This window comes from Arcobacter arenosus (assembly GCF_005771535.1).
Classification (GTDB): Bacteria; Campylobacterota; Campylobacteria; order Campylobacterales; family Arcobacteraceae; genus Halarcobacter; species Halarcobacter arenosus.
The window spans coordinates 229,485-251,032 of the sequence record NZ_VANU01000005.1 but is presented as its reverse complement, the minus strand read 5'-3'; the positions used below and the strand labels follow the sequence as shown (position 1 = coordinate 251,032).

At 28.8% G+C, this 21,548-nt stretch carries 26 protein-coding genes; 23 read left to right on the top strand and 3 right to left on the bottom strand.

All coding sequences use genetic code 11. From position 1 onward, the window contains the following. Positions 1-102 precede the first annotated feature (102 nt). The 13 genes from FDK22_RS12370 to rimM all read left to right on the top strand — a co-directional run bounded on the left by FDK22_RS12370 (position 103) and on the right by rimM (position 10,390). Positions 103-1,413, top strand: a complete 1,311-nt coding sequence (locus tag FDK22_RS12370; RefSeq protein WP_138153286.1) for a peptidase U32 family protein — start codon at positions 103-105, stop codon at positions 1,411-1,413. A gap of 2 nt (positions 1,414-1,415) precedes the next feature. Beyond that, entirely contained in the window at positions 1,416-2,723 is a 1,308-nt protein-coding gene (locus FDK22_RS12365; RefSeq protein WP_138153285.1) for a glycosyltransferase family 9 protein, read from the top strand. 39 nt (positions 2,724-2,762) lie between these two features. Further along, a complete protein-coding gene (gene purE / locus FDK22_RS12360) occupies positions 2,763-3,257 on the top strand; it encodes a 5-(carboxyamino)imidazole ribonucleotide mutase (RefSeq protein ID WP_138153284.1) in 495 nt (164 codons plus the stop codon). After that, positions 3,257-3,490 carry a glutaredoxin family protein gene (locus tag FDK22_RS12355; protein ID WP_138153283.1) on the top strand — a complete coding sequence of 78 codons (234 nt, stop codon included), beginning with the start codon at positions 3,257-3,259 and terminating at the stop codon, positions 3,488-3,490. Before purE ends, FDK22_RS12355 begins: the two co-directional genes overlap by 1 nt. After that, positions 3,491-4,375 carry a glycine--tRNA ligase subunit alpha gene (gene glyQ, locus FDK22_RS12350; RefSeq protein WP_138153282.1) on the top strand — a complete coding sequence of 295 codons (885 nt, stop codon included), beginning with the start codon at positions 3,491-3,493 and terminating at the stop codon, positions 4,373-4,375. A gap of 2 nt (positions 4,376-4,377) precedes the next feature. Further along, positions 4,378-5,133, top strand: coding sequence for a Nif3-like dinuclear metal center hexameric protein (locus FDK22_RS12345; protein ID WP_138153281.1), 756 nt, complete (start codon positions 4,378-4,380; stop codon positions 5,131-5,133). Beyond that, positions 5,126-5,845, top strand: coding sequence for a zinc ribbon domain-containing protein (locus tag FDK22_RS12340; RefSeq protein ID WP_138153280.1), 720 nt, complete (start codon positions 5,126-5,128; stop codon positions 5,843-5,845). Before FDK22_RS12345 ends, FDK22_RS12340 begins: the two co-directional genes overlap by 8 nt. Beyond that, the gene (gene waaA / locus FDK22_RS12335; protein ID WP_138153279.1) at positions 5,845-6,993 is read left to right on the top strand and encodes a lipid IV(A) 3-deoxy-D-manno-octulosonic acid transferase; all 1,149 of its coding nucleotides are present in this window, start codon (positions 5,845-5,847) and stop codon (positions 6,991-6,993) included. The genes FDK22_RS12340 and waaA overlap by 1 nt, the downstream gene beginning before the upstream one ends. Beyond that, positions 6,994-7,743 (top strand): pseudouridine synthase family protein, encoded by a 750-nt coding sequence (locus tag FDK22_RS12330; RefSeq protein WP_138153278.1) that lies wholly within the window; start codon positions 6,994-6,996, stop codon positions 7,741-7,743. Between the two features lie 150 nt (positions 7,744-7,893). Continuing rightward, complete coding sequence (ffh, locus tag FDK22_RS12325) at positions 7,894-9,255, top strand: signal recognition particle protein (RefSeq protein ID WP_138153277.1); 1,362 nt, start codon at positions 7,894-7,896, stop codon at positions 9,253-9,255. A 100-nt stretch (positions 9,256-9,355) separates the two neighbouring features. Next, positions 9,356-9,586 carry a 30S ribosomal protein S16 gene (gene rpsP, locus FDK22_RS12320; protein ID WP_138153276.1) on the top strand — a complete coding sequence of 77 codons (231 nt, stop codon included), beginning with the start codon at positions 9,356-9,358 and terminating at the stop codon, positions 9,584-9,586. A gap of 20 nt (positions 9,587-9,606) precedes the next feature. Continuing rightward, positions 9,607-9,849 (top strand): KH domain-containing protein, encoded by a 243-nt coding sequence (locus FDK22_RS12315; RefSeq protein WP_138153275.1) that lies wholly within the window; start codon positions 9,607-9,609, stop codon positions 9,847-9,849. A 10-nt stretch (positions 9,850-9,859) separates the two neighbouring features. Beyond that, the gene (rimM, locus tag FDK22_RS12310) at positions 9,860-10,390 is read left to right on the top strand and encodes a ribosome maturation factor RimM (RefSeq protein WP_138153274.1); all 531 of its coding nucleotides are present in this window, start codon (positions 9,860-9,862) and stop codon (positions 10,388-10,390) included. Between the two features lie 7 nt (positions 10,391-10,397). On the opposite strand, the gene FDK22_RS12305 is transcribed toward rimM, so the two are convergent. Genes FDK22_RS12305 through flgG form a run of 3 tightly spaced genes read right to left on the bottom strand, consistent with a single transcriptional unit; the run spans position 10,398 to position 12,805 of the window. Further along, positions 10,398-11,564, bottom strand: coding sequence for a hypothetical protein (locus FDK22_RS12305; RefSeq protein WP_138153273.1), 1,167 nt, complete (start codon positions 11,562-11,564; stop codon positions 10,398-10,400). Further along, the gene (locus FDK22_RS12300; protein ID WP_138153272.1) at positions 11,557-12,000 is read right to left on the bottom strand and encodes a hypothetical protein; all 444 of its coding nucleotides are present in this window, start codon (positions 11,998-12,000) and stop codon (positions 11,557-11,559) included. Before FDK22_RS12300 ends, FDK22_RS12305 begins: the two co-directional genes overlap by 8 nt. Positions 12,001-12,016: 16 nt before the next feature. After that, the gene (gene flgG, locus FDK22_RS12295) at positions 12,017-12,805 is read right to left on the bottom strand and encodes a flagellar basal-body rod protein FlgG (protein WP_138153271.1); all 789 of its coding nucleotides are present in this window, start codon (positions 12,803-12,805) and stop codon (positions 12,017-12,019) included. A gap of 156 nt (positions 12,806-12,961) precedes the next feature. Here flgG and FDK22_RS12290 point away from each other — a divergent pair, with 156 nt between their 5' ends. The 10 genes from FDK22_RS12290 to FDK22_RS12245 all read left to right on the top strand — a co-directional run bounded on the left by FDK22_RS12290 (position 12,962) and on the right by FDK22_RS12245 (position 21,501). Then, positions 12,962-13,333 carry a response regulator gene (locus tag FDK22_RS12290; protein WP_138153270.1) on the top strand — a complete coding sequence of 124 codons (372 nt, stop codon included), beginning with the start codon at positions 12,962-12,964 and terminating at the stop codon, positions 13,331-13,333. 26 nt (positions 13,334-13,359) lie between these two features. Beyond that, entirely contained in the window at positions 13,360-14,406 is a 1,047-nt protein-coding gene (locus FDK22_RS12285; RefSeq protein WP_138153269.1) for a hypothetical protein, read from the top strand. 12 nt (positions 14,407-14,418) lie between these two features. After that, on the top strand, positions 14,419-15,147 hold the full coding sequence (locus FDK22_RS12280) for a flagellar hook-basal body protein (protein WP_138153268.1): 729 nt from the start codon (positions 14,419-14,421) through the stop codon (positions 15,145-15,147). Next, a complete protein-coding gene (gene flgB / locus FDK22_RS12275) occupies positions 15,147-15,554 on the top strand; it encodes a flagellar basal body rod protein FlgB (protein ID WP_138153267.1) in 408 nt (135 codons plus the stop codon). Before FDK22_RS12280 ends, flgB begins: the two co-directional genes overlap by 1 nt. A gap of 16 nt (positions 15,555-15,570) precedes the next feature. After that, complete coding sequence (fliF, locus tag FDK22_RS12270; protein WP_138153266.1) at positions 15,571-17,307, top strand: flagellar basal-body MS-ring/collar protein FliF; 1,737 nt, start codon at positions 15,571-15,573, stop codon at positions 17,305-17,307. A gap of 9 nt (positions 17,308-17,316) precedes the next feature. Further along, complete coding sequence (fliG, locus tag FDK22_RS12265; RefSeq protein WP_228711711.1) at positions 17,317-18,321, top strand: flagellar motor switch protein FliG; 1,005 nt, start codon at positions 17,317-17,319, stop codon at positions 18,319-18,321. A gap of 2 nt (positions 18,322-18,323) precedes the next feature. Further along, positions 18,324-18,989 carry a FliH/SctL family protein gene (locus FDK22_RS12260; protein ID WP_138153264.1) on the top strand — a complete coding sequence of 222 codons (666 nt, stop codon included), beginning with the start codon at positions 18,324-18,326 and terminating at the stop codon, positions 18,987-18,989. Positions 18,990-19,078: 89 nt separating this feature from the next. Continuing rightward, positions 19,079-19,366, top strand: a complete 288-nt coding sequence (locus FDK22_RS12255; protein ID WP_138153263.1) for a FliM/FliN family flagellar motor switch protein — start codon at positions 19,079-19,081, stop codon at positions 19,364-19,366. Between the two features lie 8 nt (positions 19,367-19,374). After that, positions 19,375-20,046 carry a flagellar hook assembly protein FlgD gene (locus FDK22_RS12250; RefSeq protein WP_138153262.1) on the top strand — a complete coding sequence of 224 codons (672 nt, stop codon included), beginning with the start codon at positions 19,375-19,377 and terminating at the stop codon, positions 20,044-20,046. 9 nt (positions 20,047-20,055) lie between these two features. Beyond that, entirely contained in the window at positions 20,056-21,501 is a 1,446-nt protein-coding gene (locus FDK22_RS12245) for a flagellar hook-basal body complex protein (RefSeq protein ID WP_138153261.1), read from the top strand. The last annotated feature ends 47 nt before the right edge of the window (positions 21,502-21,548 follow it).

The following is a 21,548-nucleotide window of genomic DNA, read 5'->3' as shown; positions in this document are numbered from 1 at the left end:
AAATCTTAATTAACTTAATACAAAATCTTTTTTATAAAAAAATTTGATATAATTGCGAAATTATCAAACTGTGTCTTGTAAACACATAAGGAAAATCTTATTATGAATAACAACAAAAAAATAGAATTATTATCCCCTGCTGGAAATCTTGAAAAATTAAAAATCGCTTTTAACTACGGTGCTGATGCCGTATATGGTGGGGTTAGTCACTTTAGTTTAAGAATTAGATCTGGAAAAGAATTTACTTTTGAAACATTTAAAGAGGGTATTGATTATGCACATTCTTTAGGAAAAAAAGTTTACGCTACAATTAATGGATTCCCTTTTAACTCTCAAATTGATTTATTAAAAAAACATATTGTACAAATGGCTGAGCTTAAGCCAGATGCTTTAATTGTTGCAGCTCCTGGTGTTGTAAGACTTTGTAGAGAATTAGCTCCACAAATTCCAATTCATTTGTCAACTCAGGCAAATGTAATGAATTACCTAGATGCGCAAGTTTATTATGATATGGGTGTTAGAAGAATTATTGCTGCACGTGAAATAAGTTTAAAAGATGTTAAAGAGATAAAAAAACATCTACCTGATATGGAGATTGAAATCTTTGTTCATGGTTCTATGTGTTTTGCTTATAGTGGTAGATGCTTAGTTAGTGCTGTTCAAATGGGAAGAGTTCCAAATAGAGGAAGTTGTGCAAACGATTGTAGATTTGAATATACTTTATATGCCGCAAATGAAGATCATAGTACTTTATTTAGATTAGAAGAAGAGCCAGGAGTTGGAACTTATATTTTTAATGCAAAAGATATGAATTTAGCAAGTCATGTTGATGAAATTTTAGAATCAGGAGCAGTTGATTCTATAAAAATTGAAGGTAGAACAAAATCACCTTATTATGCAGCAGTAACTGCATATGCTTATAGAAATGCCATTGATGATTTTTATGCAAATAAATTTGATGCTAATAAGTATCAAGAGGAGTTAGCAACAACTAAAAATAGAGGTTTTACTGATGCTTATTTAATCCATAGACCATTTGAAAAAAATGATACACAAAATCATGAATATGCTTTAAGCAAAGGAAGTTTTGAAGTAAGTGGATTAGTAACAGAAGATGAACAACATTTTATGTGTAAGTATAAAACTTACCCAAACGAAGAAACAGAAATTTTTGCTCCTTTAAATTCTGTAATTTCAGAAGTTGATAATGAAATTGGAAAAATCTATAAAAAAGATGATGGTAAATACTATATCTCATTTAAAAAGATTTTGACAGAAACTGGAAAAGAGCTTGAATCAGTTCATAGTGGAAATACAAATAAAATCCAACTTCCTGGAAAATTGCCATATTTAACTATGCTTAGAATTGAAAATGTAGAAGAGATATTAGAACAAAGCACTTGTAGTAATTAATAATGGTTATATTTAGAGTTACAGAAAATATTAATATAAAAACAACTGATGGTACTTTAGTTAAATATTCAAAACTAAAAGGACCATCTAATCTTTTTAATGAAACTGTTTATATAACAACATTTGAAGATTTTGAAGATATTAAAAAAGTTTTTTTAAATGTAGGCGTTAAATATAAAGCAAGAGTTATAGATGAAACTAAAATCAGATATTTAAGTCAATTCCCTAGAGAATTAGGGGTTACAAATTTAAATGAACATTTTTTAACTCAAAAATATGATTATTCATATAAAAATTTAAATAAAGCAGATATAAATGAAGCTGAAATAAAATCAATATATCTAAATGAGGATAGTGTTGATTTAAATAAACAATTAGAAGGAACATTAAAAAAAGATATTTCAATTATGATATTGGGAAATGTTGGATTATCGATGTCTGAAATGATTTGTGGGTGTACTTCATTAAGAATCTTTTATGAGAAACTAAGAAAAAAATTTAGAAGTGTTAAACTTGATATTTATTTAAATGCTTCAGAAAATAAGTTTTATTCTAGGGATAAAATGATTTTTTCTAATCAAAACTTTATTAATAGTGTAAATCCCCTTTCAATAGATGTAAAATCTTTTTGTGCCTATGATTTTTTTGTAGATTTTAGTTCAGTAACTAATAGAAGTTATTTTAAACATTTATCGAAAATCGATGCATTTTTATATAAACTAGGAATAGATTATAGAAAAATTGATGAAAATGAAAAGTTTAATACTATTAATATCTCATCATATAAACCTAAAAATGAATTAAAAGAAAAAATAGATAGATTAAAGCTTAAAGGTGAAACTTTACTTTTTCATCCCTATTCAGCAAATTTAAATAAATCAATACCAAAAGAGATTGCATCTAGAATCTTAAGAGAGTTAATTGAAAAGTTACCTGAATATACAATTGTTTCTACAATTAAAATTGATTCAAAAACTGATGATGACAGATATGTTGATTTATCCTCAAATTCTCAAAACTTTTTAGATTTTTCATATATTGTTGCAAATATGTCAAAAGTTGTTACTGTAGATACGGCAACATACCATATTGCTGAGGCTTTTTTTATTCCAACTGTAGTGATTTTTACAACGGCAAAGGAAAGTGCAAATTCAAACATATATTCAAACAGTAAAGCTGTTTATGTAGAGGATGAATCAAAGAATTTTAGTAAATTTATATTTGATAATGATTCCTTGATTTTACATAGGTTTACAGGGTGGAATAAACTTAAATCTTCTAAGATTATAAAACTGTTAGAAACTTTTTGATATAATATTACCCATTTTAACAATACTTAAGGAAAATCAATGAACTTTGTATCTATCTTAATGGGTAGTAAATCAGATTATGAAATTATGAAACACTGTGCTGATACTTTAGAAAAATTTGATGTAAAATATGAAATCATCATCTCTTCAGCTCACAGAAGTCCAGAAAGAACAAAAAATTATATTAAAGAAGCAGAAGAAAAAGGTGCTGTTGCATTTATCGCTGCTGCTGGAATGGCTGCTCACTTAGCAGGTGCTGTTGCTGCAACTACAACTAAACCAGTTATTGGAGTACCTATGAAAGGTGGAGCAATGGATGGTATGGATGCTATGCTTTCAACTGTTCAAATGCCTGCTGGAATGCCTGTTGGTACTGTTGCCCTTGGAAGAAGTGGTGCAGTAAATGCAGCATATTTTGCAATGCAAATCTTATCAATTACTGATAAAGAATTAGCAGTTAAATTAAAAGAGGACAGAATAGTTCAATCAAAAAAAGTTGAGAGTGACTCAGCTACTATTGAAGTTATTCTTTAATGAAGCAAGTTGCACTTTTTACTTTGCCAAAATGTAAATGGTGCAATGAAGCTAAAGCTTATTTCAAGGCAAAAAAGATCAAATATAATTTAGTTGATCTTTCCACAAACAAAAAAGCTTTAAATGATTGTAAAAAACATGGTTGCTCTGGTGCACCTGTTGTTTTGATAGAAAATACTTGGATTTGTGGTTTTGATAAAAATAAAATAAATAAAGCATTAGGAATTAAATAGATGGTTACTTTTTCAGAAATTCTATTAAAATTACAACAATTTTGGGCACAACATGGGTGTAATATTGTACAACCTTATGATATACCAGCCGGAGCTGGAACTTTTCATCCTGCAACACTACTAAGAAGTTTAGATTCAACACCTTGGTCTACAGCTTATGTAGCTCCAAGTAGAAGACCAACTGATGGTAGATATGGTGAAAATCCAAATAGATTAGGGGCTTATTATCAATTTCAAACTTTAATTAAACCAAGTCCAGACAATATCCAAGATTTATATTTACAATCTTTAGAATTTTTAGGATTAGATCTTTCAAAACATGATATTAGATTTGTAGAAGATAACTGGGAATCTCCAACACTTGGTGCATGGGGACTTGGATGGGAAGTTTGGCTTGATGGTATGGAAGTAACTCAGTTTACTTATTTCCAACAAGTTGGTGGTCTTCCTTGTGATCCAGTTGCAGTTGAAATTACATACGGAACTGAAAGATTAGCTATGTATTTACAAGGTGTTGATTCAGTATTTGATATTGTATGGAATAAAAATGAATATGGAACTACAACTTATGCTGATGTGCATAAAGAGAGTGAATATGAGTTCTCTACTTATAACTTTGAAGTAGCAAATACTGAGATGTTATTTAGACACTTTGATGATGCATTTAACGAGTGTAAAGTATGTTTAGAAAAAGGTTTACCTCTTCCAGCATATGATCAATGTATGATTGCTTCCCATGCATTTAATACCCTTGATGCAAGAAAAGCTATTTCAGTTACAGAAAGACAAAATTATATTCTTAAAGTTAGAGAATTAGCTCAAGGTTGTGCAGTACTTTATAAAGAGCAAGAGCAAGATAGACTAAAAAGAATTGGAAGAATATAGTTTTGAAATTAAAAGAGATTTATAGTTTTTTAGATTCACTTTCACCCTTTGAATTACAAGAAAAATGGGATAACTCAGGATTACTAGTTGGAAGTTTAGAAGATGAAATACAAAAAGTTTATATCTCAATTGATTTGGATGAAGAGATTTTAGAAACTATTGAGGAAAACTCTTTAGTAATTACTCACCATCCTTTGATTTTTTCACCATTAAAAAAAGTTAATTTTGATTCATATAGTACAAAGTTACTAAAAATTTTGATTCAGAAAAATATTGCTTTAGTTTCAATGCACACAAATATTGATGTTACACATTTAAATAAGTATGTAGCTCAAGAGATTTTAGGTTTAGAGGTAATTGATAGTGAAGGTTATATTTGTTATGCAAATGTAAATAATTCATTTTCAAACTTTGCAAATAATATCTCAAAAAGATTAGGATTGGAATATATCAAATATGTGAAATGTTCTGATTTCGTAAAAAAAGTTGCACTTATTACAGGTGCTGGGATGTCTTTAATTGATCAAGTAGATGCAGATTGTTTTTTAACGGGTGATATTAAATATCATGATGCTATGGAAGCAAAAGCAAGAGGTATATCATTAATTGATATAAGACACTATGAAAGTGAAAAACATTTTAGTCCCTTAATGATGGGACTAATTGAAGGTTATTTGAAAAAAAATAAATTACAAGCTATAATAACAGCTTCGAAAAATCCATTTAAGTTTTGTACACAAGGAGAAACGGTTGAATAAATATCTAGAAGATTTGGTAAAACTATCAAAATATGACATTGCTATTAGTATGTTTGAGCCAAAGATAGAGAATGAAAAAGCAAAATTATCTACATTTGTTGAAGTAGCAGAATCAATTAAATCACAAATAAATGATACATATGCACAAATTGATGATGTAAAATCAAAAAGAACAAAAAATAATATTCACTTAGCAGAATTAAAAACTAAGTTAGAAGATATCTCTAGAAAGAATAATGAAGTTAGTAATGAAAAAGAGTTAAAAGCTTTACAACTTGAAGAAGAGATTGCTAAAGAGCAAGTTTCATTTGCAAATGAAGAGATTATTAGATTAGACGAAATTGCAGTTGCTAAAGAGGAAGAGTTAAAAGAGCTTCAAGGAAAATTAACAGAAGAGGAAGAATCTATTAAAGAGATTCAAATTTCAGTTGATAATGCTATTGAAGAGATTAACCAAGAAAGAAATAATGTATCTCAAGAAAGAGGTCAATTATTAGAAAAATTTGATAAAAAGATTTTAACTTTCTATGAAAAAATTAGAAGATGGGCAAAAGATACAGCGGTAGTTCCTGTAAAAGATCAAGCTTGTTATGGATGTTTTATGAAAATTAATGATAAAACTTATTCTGAGGTAATTAAATCAGAAGAGATTATCAACTGTCCTCACTGTGGAAGAATTCTATACAAAGAAGAAGAAACTGAAGAGGCTTAATATTGAGCCTCTTTTCTTATATCTACTATCTATTATTAATATTAGTTTATATATTAGCAATCCCTTTTTTATTATTTAAATCAAAAAAAGATAAATATAAAGTAGCAATTCCTTCAAAGTTTTTTTGTAGGAATAATCCCCCTTTTGAAAAAGAAGGGATTTGGTTTCATACTTGTTCAATGGGTGAAACCAAAGCAATTAAACCATTAGTTGAAAATCTAACTGGTACAGTAAACCTTTCAGTTATTACTAATACTGGTTTTCAAGAAGCTAAAAAATTAACAAAGAATGTAAGGTATTTACCCTTTGAGATTTTTCTTCCTTTCTGGATAAGAAAACAAAAGGCTTTAGTTGTGATGGAAGCAGAACTTTGGTATTTACTATTTTTGTTTGCAAAAAAGAAAGGGGCAAAAACTTTTTTAATAAATGCTAGAATTTCTGATAAATCTTATGAATCTTATAAAAGATTTTCTTTTTTTTATAAAAGAATATTTAAAAATATAGATAAGATTTTTGCACAAACAACTATAGATAAAAAACGTTTAGAGGAACTTGGTGCAAAAAATATTGAAGTTATAGGAAATATAAAATTGGCAGTTCTTCCAAAGGTTTCAAAAGAGTATAAAAAACAAAGTGATATTTTAATCACAGCAGGTAGTACCCATGAAAATGAAGAGAAGTTAATATTAGACTCTTATAAAAGAGAATTTGGGAAATTAGTTATTGTTCCTAGGCACCCAGAAAGATTTGAAAAAGTTGATAATCTTATAAAAGAGTATCTTAAAAATAAAAATTTATCGTATAATAGATTTAGTAAAAACAATAATTTTGATTGTGATATTACATTAGTTGATACCCTAGGTGAATTGAATAATATATATTCAATTTCAGATGTTGTTATTCTTGGTGGAGCCTTTGAAAATATAGGTGGACATAATCCAGTAGAACCAGCATATTTTGGTTGTAAATTAATTAGTGGAAAAAATATTTTTAATCAACATTCTTTATTTGAGTGTGTTGAAAATTATAAAATAATAGAAAATGATAAATTAAAAGAAACATTAGAAGATTTAGAAAATTTAGAAAAGTCTTCTTTAAAACAAACAGGTGATATAAAACCTATCCTAGAAGAATTAAAAGGAATATAAATGGCTGAATACGACAAAGCATATAAAGTATTAGCAAAACAAGAGGGAATCTCAAATTCAAAAGCAAAAGAGTTAATAGATAAGGGTTTAGTAAGGGCAATGGGAAGAAAAGTTGTTATTGCTAGAGCTGATGTACCAACTGATATGAAGTTTTCAGTAAAAGAATTAGCACCAGTAAAAGTGATATTTCAAGATGATGATATATTAGCTTTAGATAAACCATGTTTTATGACAAGTGATGAAGTTGCACGTAAATTCCCTGAATTTATTATGTTAAATAGACTTGATAAAGAAACAAGTGGTGTGATGCTTTTTGCTAAAAATGAAGAGTTTCAAAAAAAAGCTATCAAAGAGTTTAAGACAAATAATGTTTATAAAGAATATGTTGCAATTGTAGATGGAAAAGTTATTGAAGAGATAGAGATTGATAAACCAATTTTAACAACAAAAGATAGAGGACAAGCGAAGTCTAAAGTTGATAAAAAAGGTAAACCTGCAAAATCAACTGTTTATCCAATGTTAGTTGAGGGTAATAAATCAAAGGTTAAAGTTGTAATTGATACAGGTAGAACTCATCAAATTAGAGTTCATCTAAATTATGCAGGACTTCCAATCATCGGAGATGCTATTTATGGTAAGCCAGCTGCTAATATAAATAGAGTACTTTTACACTCAAAAAGAACTAAAATATTTGATTATGACTTTGAAGCTCGGGAACCAAGAGAATTTAAAGTGTATGACTTTAACTAAAATTTAAGCTTTTAAAATAAAGAAAATCCCTATTTTAGGGATTTTTAAAACCCACTTATATTAAATTAAACTTAAATTGATGCCCATTTAAACTTATTTAAAGAAAAAAAAGAGTAATATCCACAAAATTTAAAAATAGTGGAGTTAATTTTGTTTGATTCAATAACCGGTTCGATAAAAAATGCAGTAAATAAAATTAGACATAAAGATGATGTTGCCTCGTTAAAAAAAGCAATAACAGAATTAAAAAAATCACTTTTAAAAGCTGATGTTCATCATAAAACTACAAAAGATTTAATAACTGCAATTGAACTAGAAACAAAAAGATTAGGTATTGGACAAGACTCTTTCCTAAAAGCATTAAGAAATGAATTGAGTAATGTATTAACAACTCAAGGAAATCAAGGTTTTGTTTTTTCAAGTACACCTCCTACAACTATTTTAATGACAGGACTTCAAGGTTCTGGTAAAACAACAACAACTGGTAAATTAGCAAACTACTTAAAACTTAGAAAGAAAAAAGTTTTAGTTGCAGCTGCCGATTTACAAAGACTTGCTGCTGTTGAACAGTTAAAACAAATCGCTGCTCAAGTTGAAGTTGATATATATTATGATGATAATGAAAAAGACCCTATAAAAATTGCTCTTGCGGCAAAAGAAAAAGCTACAAAAGAGTTATATGATGTTCTTTTAATAGATACAGCTGGTCGACTTGCTATTGATGAAGAGTTAATGCTTCAATTAGAAAATGTTAGAAATGCAGTATCTCCTGATGAGATTTTCTATGTTGCTGATTCTTTAACAGGTCATGATGCGACTAAAACAGCAACAACCTTTAAAGAAAAAATTGGTATCGATGGAGTAATTTTATCTAAGTATGATGGTGATACTAAAGGTGGGGTTGCTATTTCAATTGCGCACCAAGTTGGGGTTCCATTAAGGTTTATTGGTATTGGTGAAAAGATGCCAGACCTTGAAGTATTTATTCCCGATAGAATTGTTTCTAGACTTATGGGAGCAGGGGATATTGAAGGTCTTGCTGAAAAAACTTCTGCAGTAATTGATGAGAAAAAAGCAAAAGCTGTAACTAAAAAGATTAAAAAGGGTGAATTTAACTTTAATGACTTTTTAGATCAATTATCAATGATGAGTAAATTAGGTTCAATGAAATCTATAATTGGAATGATTCCAGGTCTTTCAGGTATGTCAAGTCAATTAAAAGATATGGATTTAGAAAATTCAGATGAGATTAAAAATATTAAAGCATTAATTGGTTCTATGACTCCTAAAGAAAGAGAAACTCCAAGCTTAATGAATACAAGTAGAAAGAAAAGAATTGCTAAAGGTTGTGGTCTTTCTGAGGTTCAAATCAATAAAATACTTAAGCAGTTTAAAAATGCTTCAAAAATGGCTAAAAAGCTTTCATCCAAAGGTGGAATGAAAGGTATGCAAAACATGCTGAATCAAATGCAAGGTCAAGGTGGTCCCGGGGGACTTAATTTACCTAGATAGGTAAAACTTAATTAGTATTGAGTTGTAAACTTTTTTATTTTTTATAAAGGCTAGAGTTTAGAATTCAATACTAAAATATAAATTAACAAGGAAAGAAAGTATGACAGTAATTAGATTAACAAGAATGGGTAGAAACAAAAAACCATTTTATAGAATCGTTGTAACAGACTCAAGAAAAAGAAGAGATTCTGGTTGGATTGAATCAATTGGATACTATAACCCAGTATCTGAACCAAAAGTATTAAAAATTGATGAAGAGAGATATAACTATTGGTTAGGTGTTGGAGCTAAACCATCTGAAAAAGTTAAAAAATTAGCATCTCAAAAGTAATTTTATTATAGAATAATAACATGATTACAAATTTTATAGAGAACTACGCAAAACTTATTGTTAGTAAACCTAATGATATTACTATTAGTACAAATAAAGTTGATGATACTTTTACTGAAATTACAATAAAAGCAGATTCTGCAGATATTGGAAAACTAATTGGAAAAAATGGGAATATGATTAATGCTTTAAAAACTATGGCAAATGGTTGTAAAGCTAAAGATGGTGTATCTTATAAAATACAAGTTCTTGCGAACTCTTAATAAATAAGTTATGACTGATAAAATTTATGTTGCAAAATTAGGGAAGGCAGTTGGCTTAAAAGGTCATTTAAGACTTTTTATTGACTCTGACTTCCCTGAGCAATTTAAAAAAGGTGTAACTTTTACTACTAATAAAAAAACAACTCTTAAAGTATCAGAATATATTCCTTCAAGGGACTTAATTAAGTTTGAAAATTATGATGATATGGATAATGCTAAAAAATTAACTAATCAACAACTTTATGCTTCAATAGAGGAAACAAAAAACAATTGTAAACTAGATGAAAATGAATTTTTTTGGTTTGATATTGTTGGATGTGAAGTTTTTGAAAATGGAAAACTTTTGGGTATTGTAAAAGAGATGCATAGATTTCCTCTTGATGATTATATGGAAATTACTACAGATGAATCATTGATAAAAGAAAATCTTCCTAAAAATTTCCTAATACCTTTTAAATTTGAGAATTATATTATTGATGTTGATATCAATAATAAAAGAATAGAAGTTAAAAACTCTTTTGAAATATTAGAAAACTCATAAAAAGCTTCTAATATTTACATCTTTTTTCATATTCTTCTTGTGTAAAATCTACAGAATATGAATATTTAAAACCTTTTTCTAATAAGTTATTTAAAACTTTTTCCCTTTCATTATTTGAATAATATGGTCCAAAATAGATTTCTACTCTATTTTTATTATCTCTACACAAAGATACATTTTTATCAATTGCAGTTACTTTATCAAGAAATGATTTATATAATTCCCCTTTTATAGTAGCAACATTTATAAATGATAAGAAGGTGTTAATCTCTTTATTTACTTCAAGGTCTTGATTATTAGCTGGTTCTTCTGCTAAGTTTTCTTCTTTATTTTCATCTTCAGTGTAAGTAGACTCATTTTGAGTTTCTTCTAAAGTACCTGTATTTTGCATACTATTATTTGAATTGTTTTCTAAACTACTTAATAATTCATTTTTTTTCTTTTCGAACTCTTTTGTAGCTTCCTCTTGAAGTTTTAAGAAATTTTCTTGTTCTTGTTTTATTTTATCTTGTTGCTCTTTCAAAGCTTGTTTCTCTGCTTCTATTATTGCAAGTTGTGCAGCTAATTTTGCCTCTTCTTCTTTTTTCTTTTCTTCAATGGCTTTTTGTTCTTCTTCTTTTTTCTTTCTCTCTTCTTCTTTTATTCTTTGTTCTTCCGCTTCTAATTCTTCTTTGTTCATTATTTCTGTTTTTGTTAATCGCGTTAGTTTTTTATTAAGAGACTTTTTATTAATTTCATCTTCATCAAAAACAATTTGAGGTTCTGGCTTTTTTTGTACAACTTGTTCAACTTTTTTTACAGGCTCAGGATCAAAAAAACCAGTAAAATATAAAATTGTACCAAGTATAATAATTAAAACTAAAAATGAAACTACACCAATAAGTATTTTTTGTAGTTTAGATTGTTTTTTCTGAACAGGAATTTCATCAGGATCTATATCCTCTTTTTTTGAAGATAGTTCATCATCATCTTTATCTTCATTCTCAATTACCTTTTCATTAGTTTTTTCTACTTTTTCATTTGTTTCATTAGTAGATTCATTAGATGTATTATCTTTATTATCTGTATTATCGTCTTTTATTGTAAGTTCTTCTAAAGCCGCTTCATCTGAAATATCATTACTTGCTTCAAGTGATAATTCTTTTATAATCTCTTCATCTGTTTTTTCAGCCATTGTCTTCTTCTTTTAGTGATTTTCTTTTTTCTTTTTGTTTTTGTAAAATTTTTTCTTTATTTTTTTTGTAATATTCTCTTCTATACTCTTTTAATTGCTCTTTTTTCTTTTCTCTATATTCTTTATCATATTCTAATCTTTTTTCACGATTCTTTTGATAATAAGTTTGTTTTTTTTCTCGATACTCTTCTATTTTTTGAACAATTTGATCTTTTCTATCATCAATGTGAGCTTTTTGTTTTTTTGCAATTAATTTGATATTTTTTGCAAAGTTTTCATTATTAAGTTCTTCGGCGTAATCAATCTCTTTATAGTTTTTGTATTTTGGGTCAGTACTTTTTTCTTTACTTTTTAAATAGTATTCTCTTTTTTTGTTTTTATGCTTCTTAAAGTTCTCTTCGCGGAGTTTTTTTAGTTCTTCTAAATTTAGTGACATGAAGCTAATTTAGAAATTATCTTTTCAATGTATTAACTGTATCAAGCATACTATCAGCAGTGGTTATCGCTTTAGAGTTTGCTTCATATGCTCTTTGTGCAGTAATTAAATCAACCATTTCATTAACAAGTTTTACATTTGATAATTCAACCATACCTTGGTTGATTGAACCAAATTGATCCTCTGTTGCAACTCCTTCAATTGGTTCTCCAGAAGCTTCACTTACTCTAAATAAAGATTCTCCTGCTGGTGTTAGTCCAGCTGGATTAATAAAATCTGCAAGTGTAATTTGCCCAAGATTAGTAACTGAACCTGTAGTTGGATCTTCCGCTGTAACTGTTCCATCACTTCCAATTGAAAGATTAATTAAGTTTTCAGGAATTGTTATTTGTGGTTCTAAAAGATATCCATTTCCATTTACTATATTCCCTTCTGCATCAAGTTTAAATGCACCATTTCTTGTATAACCAATCTCCCCATCAGGCATAGTTACTTGGAAAAATCCATTCCCTTCAATTGCTAAGTCAAGGGTGTTTGAAGTTAATTTTAAATCACCTTGTAAAAAGTTTTTTTGAATACCAGAAACTCTTACACCAAGCCCTACATCCATCCCTGTTGGATTTGTAGAAACTTCTGAAGTTTGTCCTGCTGTGAAGTTTAAAGATTCATACATTAAGTCTTGAAATTCTGCTCTATCTTGTTTGAATCCCATTGTATTAACATTTGCTATATTGTTTGATGTTACATCAATACTATGTTGATTTGCAGTCATTCCTGTTGCAGCTGTGTATAAACCTCTAATCATAGCTTTACCCTTTTTACTAATTTCTAAGATTATATTTAAAGAATTTTTAAAATTAGATAAAATGATAATTTTGTTAAGAATGATATTAAGTGTAAATTTAAAACAAATAATATATAATAATGGGATTTTGAGAATAGTTTAAAAAAAGGTATAAATATGAGAATTTTAATAGTTGACGATAGTTCTACTATGAGAAGGATTATAGGTAATGTTGTAATGCAACTTGGTTATTCAAAAGAAGAGTTTGATGAGGCTGAGGATGGTGTTAAAGCATGGAAATTGTTAACTGAAACACAATACGATATTATCTTAACTGACTGGAACATGCCAAATATGAATGGACTTGATTTAGTTAAAAAAGTTAGATCTGAGGGGAACCATCAGAAAACTCCTATTATTATGATTACTACTGAAGGTGGTAAAGGAGAGGTTATTACAGCGCTTAAAGCTGGGGTAAATAATTATATTGTAAAGCCATTTAATGCACAAATTTTAAAAGAAAAACTTGACGGGGTTTTAAAAAAATAAATAATTTCAATTAACGAGGTGTTGTTATGAGTATGAGTCAAGAAGAAATAGAATCTTTGATGAATGGCTTAGATTTCAATGAGGGTGAATCTGAAGAACAGACTAATGAAGAGATTGAATCCCATGAAAGTATGTCCGAAGATGATATTAACAAATTAATAGAAGAAACACAAGAAGCTTCGAATGAATCAGTTTCGTCAGATGTTGCAAAAGATGAAAGTATAGATGAAATACTTTCTAGTTTAGAGTCTTCTCAAGATGAAGATGAGAACATAAGTCAAGAAGAAACAAATATAGATGATATTTTAAAAGAATTGGATGCTGCTAATAGCGATAATACTATTTCTGATGACGAAATTGTTGAGGATATAAAAGAGGAAGCAACTACTCACGCAACAGAAGAAAATTTTGATGATATTTTAAATTCAATTGAAGGGCTTAATGATGAACCTACAATTGAAGAAACACCTTTTGTTCAACCGCAAATTGAAGCTTCTTCAAAAGAAGATGAAGATAATTTAGATTATAAAATAAATTCAGGAGTTTTTCCATTTCCTGTTGAAGAAGATACAAAAGTTGTAAACCAATTAAGTGCTGTTGCAAATGATTCAGAAGAGAAAGCAACAAAGATTTTTGATGTATTAAGTAATATATTAGATTATAATAATGCAATTCAAAATGATATACAAGCTTTAAGTGGATTTAATGAGAAGCAAATAGCTATGCTGTCTTCTTTAAGTCAGAAGTTTCCAAATATAAATGCTTTTCAACAAAATTTAGAACAAGCAAATCAAATGGCGGAATATATCAATGACGCAAATGAAAAAATAAATGATGGTAGTACTGAGATATTTCAAGCAATGGAATTGATGCAATATCATGATATCAATAGACAAAAAATTGAAAGGGTAATGTCAGTAATTAGAAAATTATCTACATACTTAAATAATCTATTTGAAGATGAAAATAATAGAGAAGAGGTTGCCATTGCTAAACATATTCATGGCGATAAAAATGATGATCTAGTTGGCGATGATGATTTAGAAGCATTAATCGCAGAATTTAACAAATAATAAGGAGAATAAATGAATCAAGGTACTTACCCATTAGCTGCTTCAATGATTAATCAAATCAATAGAATTGATATGATTTCTAATAATTTAGCAAATAGTACAACAAATGGTTTTAAGCAAGAGGGTACAAGTGAAGGTTCATTTAATTATTATTTACAAAGAGCTAGAACAGAAGGTATTACACCTACAAAAATAAACGAAGTTACAAATACAATACCAAAAATGGATACAAAATTTATAAATACAGAAAAAGGTGCAATTGTAACTACGGGAAATACTTTAGATTTTTCATTAAGCCAATCAGATACATTTTTTAGAATTCAAGATGACAGTGGGGAGATAGTATACACTAGAGATGGAGCATTTAAAATTTCTGCTGAAGGTTTACTTGTTGATTCTAATGGACAATATGTCTTAAGTGCAGATAATGAAGCTATCGCAGTTGAAGAGGAAGGGTTTATTAACCAAATTTCAGTTGCAAAAATTGACTTCAAAGAATTAGAAAAATTTAAAGACAATAATTTTAAAGAGAAAGAAGATGGAGCATTTATTCAAGTTTTTGAGAATAATGATGGACAATTAAGACAAGGTTCTATTGAAAAATCAAATGTGAATAGTGTATCAACAATGGTAGAATTAATAGATGCCCATAGACGTTTTGATCAAGCTCAAAGAGCTGTAAAAACAATTGATGAGTTAAATGGAAGTTTAATAGAAAAAATAGGAAGTAACACTAAATAATGAAACCTAGTACCGTAACAGATTTACTCTTTAATCAGTTAAGTTTTAGAAGTGATAGACAAAAAGTAATTTCAAGTAATATTGCTAATATAAATACCCCAGGATATAAAACAAAAGATTTAGTTTTTGAACAAGAACTTCAAAAAGTTGATTTGGGTAAAGATTTACAAATGTCAAAAACAAATTCAATGCATATGAATGGATTTAATGAAACTTCTAACACAAATCAAGCTAAACTTACACAAGTAAAAGGTTTAGAAGAACAAACAGATGGTAATAATGTAAATTTAGATACTCAAATGAGTGAGATGTCAAAAAATAAAATGATTTTTGATGCATTACAATCATCTATTACAAAGGATTCAAGATTGTTTAGATCTGTAATTGAATCATCACAAAAAAATTAATTAGGATAATTTATATATGGATCAACTTTTAAAGTTTATTAACAATCTTAATGCTGCCCAAAGAGCTGTAATTATTGGAGGATTTTCAGTATTATTCATACTCTTAATTGGATTGTTAGTTTATTCAAATATAAAAGCTCAAGATAAAAAATTAAATTATACCATCGCAACTAACTTAACAAAAAACCAAGTTATGCTAGCTTCAAATGAATTAGAAGCTTCAGGTATTCAGTTTTCAGTTATAGGTAGTGGTGATAATTTAACATTAAAAACATCTAAAGATTTTGTAAATATTGCAAAAATAAAACTTGTTACAAGTGAAGCTGCTACAAGTAATCATGCAGGTTGGGAAATTTTTGAGAAATCTTCTTTAGGAACAACAAACTTTGAAAATAAAGTTAAATATTTAAGGGCATTAGAGGGTGAATTATCTAGGTCTTTAGAATCTTTATCTGGTATTTTAAGGGCAAGTGTAAAAGTTGCAATTCCAAAAGAGACAATATTTACAGAAAGAAAAACTGACCCAACTGCTTCTGCGGTTATTTCATTAAAGCCTGGTGTCTTTTTAACACAAAAACAAATTGACGGGATTAAAAATTTTATTTCATCTGCTGTATCAAACTTGAAAGTTGAAAATATTCAGTTGATTGATCAAGATGGAGCTTTACTTCAAATGTCTTCAGATGATATGGAAAATCAAAAATCCCTTACGCAAAATAAATATAAACAAAAGCTTGAAGAGGATTATGAAGACAAAATAGTTGCTTTACTTGAACCTTTTGTTGGTGCGGGAAGAGTTGTTGCAAGGGTTTCTTTAGATTTAGAATTTAAAAAAAGACATATTCAAGAAGAAATATATGAACCTGAAGGGACAATTAGAAGTCAACAAACAACAGAAAGTACTGCTAGTTCAACAGGTAATAATGGACAAACTGGAGGAACTGCTGGAGTAGAAAATAATATACAAACCCCAGATGGTGCAAACGGAAATGCTTCTACTCAATCAAATAATGAGAGTGCGAAAACAATTACTAATTATGAAATTTCAAAAAAACTAATTGAAGAAAAAAGTAATAATTATTCACAAGTTAAAAGAGTTACTGCTGCTGTTACCTTTGATTCATCAATTCTAGCAGATGTTCAAAATAGAGATGAGTTTTTAGCTTCAATTGAATCTGTAGTACAAGATACAATTGGTTTTGATGAAAATAGAGGTGATAAAATCACAGTAAGAGATTTTAAGTTTTTAAATACTACTACAACAGGAAATCAACAAGTTGATGTAAATGGAAATACAGTTCAAAGTGGTGCATCTGATGGTGATGTAGTTGATACTTTGGCTATGGTAAAATCAATTTTAAGAGATTTTAGTGAATATTTCCAGTATCTTATTGCTGCAATTTTACTTTTTGTTTTTTATAAGAAGTTTATAGTAAATCATGAAGTGGTTGTTATTGGTGAAAATGGACAAGTTCAAAAAATAGATAAAGATGGAAATCCAATTGATGATAAATTTATCGATGAATTTATGTCTAATTATGAAGATGAATTTGATGCTTCCACTGCTCAGGGTAGATTAAAAGCAAAAGTAAAAAGTCAAATTTTAAATAATCTACAAGGCTTAGATGAAGAAAATGCTGCAAAATATGAAATATTAATCGAAGCTTTGGATAAAGAGATAAATAATAGCCCAGAAGAGATAGCAAGAATGATAGAGTTGCTATTAACTGAGGGTAGTGGAAAGTTTAAATAAGGTTAAATGATGGATGATAGTGCAAAAGAGTTATTAAAAGGTATGTCAATGCTTGATAAGGTAGCACACTTTTGTGTCCTTATTGGGGAAGAGTCTACAGTAAAAATTTTCCAACATTTACCAAAACAAATGGTAGAGGATATCTCTACACATATCACTATGATTAATTCTATTGATAAAGAAACCTCTTTGGCAATTTTAGAAGAGTTTCATTTATTTACCAGATCAAAAGCCTTTATTAGTTCTGGTGGGTATGATTATGCAAAAGATATTTTATATAAATCATTAGGAAAAAATGAAGCAGATGAAGTACTAGCTAAATTATCTCGAATGAAGTTAGCAGCACAATCTTTTGCTTATTTAGATGGGATAAATCCTAAGCAGTTATCAGACTTTATTAAAGATGAGTCTCCTCAAACAATTGCTGTTATTTTATCTCACTTAGAACCTCCAAAAGCAGCTGAAGTTTTACAACAGCTTGAAGAGGATATAAAGGTTAAAGTTACAATGCAGATGGCAACAATTAAGGATGTTTCTCCTGATGTTGTTAGAACTATTTCATTAGTTTTAGAAAAGAAACTTGAATCATTATTATCATCTATTGTTGATGTTGGTGGGGTTAAGGTTGTTGCTGATATGCTTAATAGGTTAGGTCCAAAAGCTCAAGATATTCTTAAAAATATCAATGGTGTAGATACAACGTTAGCAACAAAAATTAAAGAAAATATGTTTGTATTTGAAGATCTATTAAATTTAGAATCAGAATATATAATGAAAATCCTGCAAAATGTTGATACTGCAGATGTAGCCGTTGCTATGAAAAATGCAACTGATGAAGATATGACAAAAATTACTGGTGCAATGTCTCAAAGAGCTAGTGAAAGATTCAAAGAAGAGTTTGAGATGTTAACAAAAGTTAAAATTAAAGATATTGAGGCAGCCCAAAGAAAAATGTTAGATGTAGCCCAAAAAATGATAGAAGAGGGTGTAATTGATAGAGATATGGATGAATAAAAATGGATAAAAATAACGTATATTCAAGTGCAAAAATTGTAAATTCCAATGATGATATACAAAGTTATCAATTAGGTACTTTTGTTCAAGATGGAAATGATGATAAACAAACGAATATCACACCTAATACAGGGATTGTAAATACTCAAACTTTAATATCTTCTGAAGCTACATTAAAAGAGGTTCAAAATCTTAGTGTTCAAATCCAGCAGCTTAATCAAAAAGTAACCCTTCTTCAACAAAATGGTTTAACTCAAAAAGATATTGATGCTCAAGTTGTACAAGCTATAAAAGATTTAAAACAGTATGCAAACTTTTTTGAACAAGCAACTTTCCAAATGGAAACAAAACTTTTAAAAACCTCAATTGCAATTGCACAAAAAATTATTGCAATAGAAATTGGTGAAAACTCAGCTAATATTGCTAAACAAACTATATCACATCTTTTTGAGAAGATAAAAAATGCTTCTAAAATTAGAATTCATTTAAATCCTAAAGATTATGAAATATTAAAAAATCAATTAAATTTAGAAAATCATATTGAGTTAGTAGAAGATGCTAATGTTACTGCTGGTGGTGTAGTTATTGCAAGTGATCTTGGAAACTTTGATGGGAATATTGAGTCAAAGGTTAGTACAATGCTTGAATCTTTGGATGTCATAGTTTAAAATCTCCTAATTTATAATTTAAATATTTAAATAATCAAAATTAATCTAATTTTATGGTATAATCTAGCAATATATAAAAAAGTGTGCCTATGGAAATTACTGAAAGAGATTATGATTTATTAGTTGATACTGAGATTATTGTTGATGTGATGCTTGGAAGTGCAAATATCACAATCAAAGAGTTCTTGGAGTTAAGTTCAGGAGATATATTATCCCTTGACAAATCAGCTGGTTCAGGTGGAGATATCTATGTCAACAAAAGAATTATTGGGACAGGTGATATCATAGTAATTGATGAAAAACTTGCTGTAAGAGTTCAAGAGGCAATGGACTCAGATAATGTCGTAAGATATTTCTTCGAAGAAAACATGAGTTAGGAGTTAATATGTCAGTAGATAATGTTACAGTTCAGTCAGCAACAGGTGTAGATGGAAGTACATATACAACTTCTGTTAGTAATGATCAGTTAACAACTGAAGATTTTTTGCAGTTAATGTTAACAGAATTAAAACTTCAAGACCCAACTGCTCCAATGGATTCACAAAGAATGATGGATACCCAAATGCAAATGTCTACAATTAATACAAATTTAAAGACAATTGAGACTATGGAAGCTTTAGTGAGTACTTTTTCTCAATCTGCCCTTGCTAATGCTTCAAATGTAATTGGTCAGAATATTGAAGATGGTAATATTGGGGAAAATGGAGTAAATAAAGCTTATACTGTTAGATCTGTTGAGAGTCTAGATGGTGAAGTTACAGTTAATGCTCAACAGATTTTATATGTTGAAGATCAAGTTTTAGACCCAGATGGAAATCGTATAATTTACAATATTAATGGTGAGATTTTAGATAGTACAGGAAAAACAACTGGATATAAAGTAGCATTAGAAAACCCTGGTCAAGCAATTTTAAATGAAGATGGTAAACCCGTAATATTAGATGAAGATAATGAGATTGTTACAGATTCTGGATACACTATGGAAGGGGCGGTTATCCCTGTTTATTCAGATCAGTTAACTTCAATTCCTTTTAGTGCAATTACTAGAATATTTTAAAGGCTAAATATGATTAGTGGATTATGGAATGGTGTTACTGGTTTAAATACCTTTGAAAGAGCACTAAATACTCAGTCTAATAATGTTACGAACTCAAATACTATTGCTCATAAAAAAGATGATGTATCTTTTGAAGATTTAATGTATCAGTCAAGATATGGAAATGGTGTCCAAATCCAAAATGTAGAGAAAAATTTTCAACAAGGAAATTTAAAAGTAACTAATAATACACTTGATGTAGCGATTGATGGTCAAGGTTTTTTTATCGTAAATGATGTAAAAACAGGTGAAACCTTATATACTAGAGCTGGTAACTTCAAAATGGGAACTGATGGGACTTTGCAAACTGCATATGGTGATAAGATTTATGGAAATCCTACAACTTTTTCAAGTATTGTAAGTACTGATGGCACTCAAACTTACAATAATAATTATACTAAATTTATTGCAACAGAACCAATTAATGGAGTTGGTTTTTCTAGAACTATTAACGCAAAAGCTACAGACTATACATTAACTGCAGTTGATACAGGAGTTAGTGGTCAAGGGTTTAAAAGTTCAAGTGCCTTATTAAATGACATTCGAGAACTGTCGGCTGAATATAATGTTCAATTAGATTTATACTCTGCAAATCCTGTAGATGGTACTTCTTCAACTTCACAAGTTACACAAGTTAGTTTTTCTGATTTTTCTACAGAATTAACAAGTGGATATGTTGAAATTTATATTAATAATGACTCAATAAAACAACCCTTTGAAACAGATGCTCAAACAACTATGAATCTATTTGCTGATAAGATTTCAAATGTAGCTGGTATGAGTGCGACTGTTGATAGTTCAGGACTTCTTACTATTAGTTCTTTAATCCCTGGTCGAGATAACAGAATAACAGGTGCTGCAATTAATTCAAATGGGTATGGTATAAATGAAATCGTTTCACCAGTTTCAGGGACAGGATATGCAGCTGTAAATAGTGTTAGAGATGCTTTAAGGGATGCAATAGTTGCAGCAGGGGGAGAGTTTTTAGAGGTTACTAATACAATTAATGATGCTGGTCCTACTTTAGCAGGAATAGGTGAACTTCAATTAAAACTTGATGATTTGAATATATCTGAAAATGTATTTGGTGTATTATCTATTGAAGATGGACTTATTTATGCAAAAGATCAAGATAATAAATTTTTAATTGGAAAATTAGAAACTGTTACATTCCAAAATCCTGAATCTTTAGAACCAAAAGGTGAAACTTTATATACCATAGGTAAAGATACTGGAGATCCTTATAATGCTGATAATTTAAATACATTAACAGGTGGCTCAATAGAATTAAGTAATACAAATTTTAGTGAAAGTTTAGTTGATTTGATGGTATATCAAAGAGCTTTTGAAGCTAGTTCAAAATCGGTAACTACATCGGACGAGTTTTTAAGAACTGCAATTGAGATGAAAAAATAGTTTCATCTTAATTGTTTAAATATTAGTGCTTTAACATTTATTAAAGA